The sequence below is a fragment of the Streptomyces sp. NPDC054847 genome (genome assembly GCF_053610925.1).
In genome coordinates this window covers 1-1054 of the sequence record NZ_JBSGZJ010000807.1, presented here as the reverse complement: position 1 = coordinate 1054, position 1054 = coordinate 1, and the positions used below count along the sequence as shown (strand labels likewise).

Sequence of the window (1054 nt, the reverse complement as noted above, 5' to 3'; positions counted from 1 at the left end):
CTTCCGTTCAGGTCACAGGCGCCAGGGCAGGTAGTTCGGGTTGTCCCGGCACTCGCTCATGATCTCGCGCCTGGTCTCCTTGTCGACGGGACAGGCGCCGACGACGAAGTCCCGGTTGATGCCGCCGGGGAAAGCCACCTCGACCTGGTCCGCCCACCGGTGGGTGTCACCGATGGTCTCGTTGACGTCGATGCCGCCGGGGGCGTCGATGTAGTAGTTCCAGGCGCTCTTCCACTGCTTGTAGAGGTCGTGGTCGTAGGTCGTCGAGACGAACGGCGACGGCTGATTGACGAGGACGTACTTCTCGATGTCGTACTGCCCGGTCTGCGGCGCCTTCGGGTGGAAGCCCTGCTCGAAGATGACCTCGGGGCCGCGTCCGTCGGCCCGGTACAGCTGCTTGCAGTTGGTGCGGAACGACGGCCTCGGCGTGATCTTGTCGATGTCCACGCTGCGGTCGGCGGCGGCGTGGAGCGGGTCGTCGACGACCGGGCAGGTGGCGGCCGCGGCGGCGGCAGGGGCTGCGGCCGGTGCCGCGGGGGCGGTGCCTGCGGCGGTTCCTGCCGCCGCGGGGACGAGGGTGGCGGCCAGGGCCAGGGTGAGCACGGCGGCCCGGCGCCGCGAGCGAGTGGTGATCATGGGGGACACCATCCCGGTGCGACGGCACCGGGCCGCGCATCGTCACCCGCGGGTGGGCGAGTTGCTCAACGTGGGCCCCTGGACCGCACCGGTGTGACCGAGGGCGTACCGGCCGGGCTGCGGGGGGACGACGAATCCATGCGGACCGCTACCGCCGAAATGCACGCCTACCGCTTCCCCGAGACCGAGGAAACAAACCCCAGTAGGGATATTTATGCATGGAATGCCAGGCGAGTGCGCGAACTCACCTACGATCCCTTCACGACATCTCCCATTGGATACCTTTTGCCCGCTTATAGGAATTTGGAGATGAGGCGTCCGTCTGTCATAGTCGATGACACGACCCCCATTGACCCGGGCCAGGTCGACATCAGCGGCCGTGGATACACCCCCCAATCCACGGCGCTCCACACAGAAG

1 protein-coding gene is annotated in these 1054 nt (G+C 67.4%); it reads right to left on the bottom strand.

All coding sequences use genetic code 11. The annotated features are described in order from the left end of the window. Positions 1 to 12 precede the first annotated feature (12 nt). Positions 13 to 636, bottom strand: coding sequence for an ADP-ribosyltransferase (locus tag ACWGH4_RS35375; protein WP_453468035.1), 624 nt, complete (start codon positions 634 to 636; stop codon positions 13 to 15). Between the last annotated feature and the right edge of the window lie 418 nt (positions 637 to 1054).

Bases quoted from the DNA above. Each gene is read 5' to 3' on its own strand.
- ACWGH4_RS35375 (WP_453468035.1), bottom strand. From the start codon at position 636: ATGATCACCACTCGCTCGCGGCGCCGGGCCGCCGTGCTCACCCTGGCC.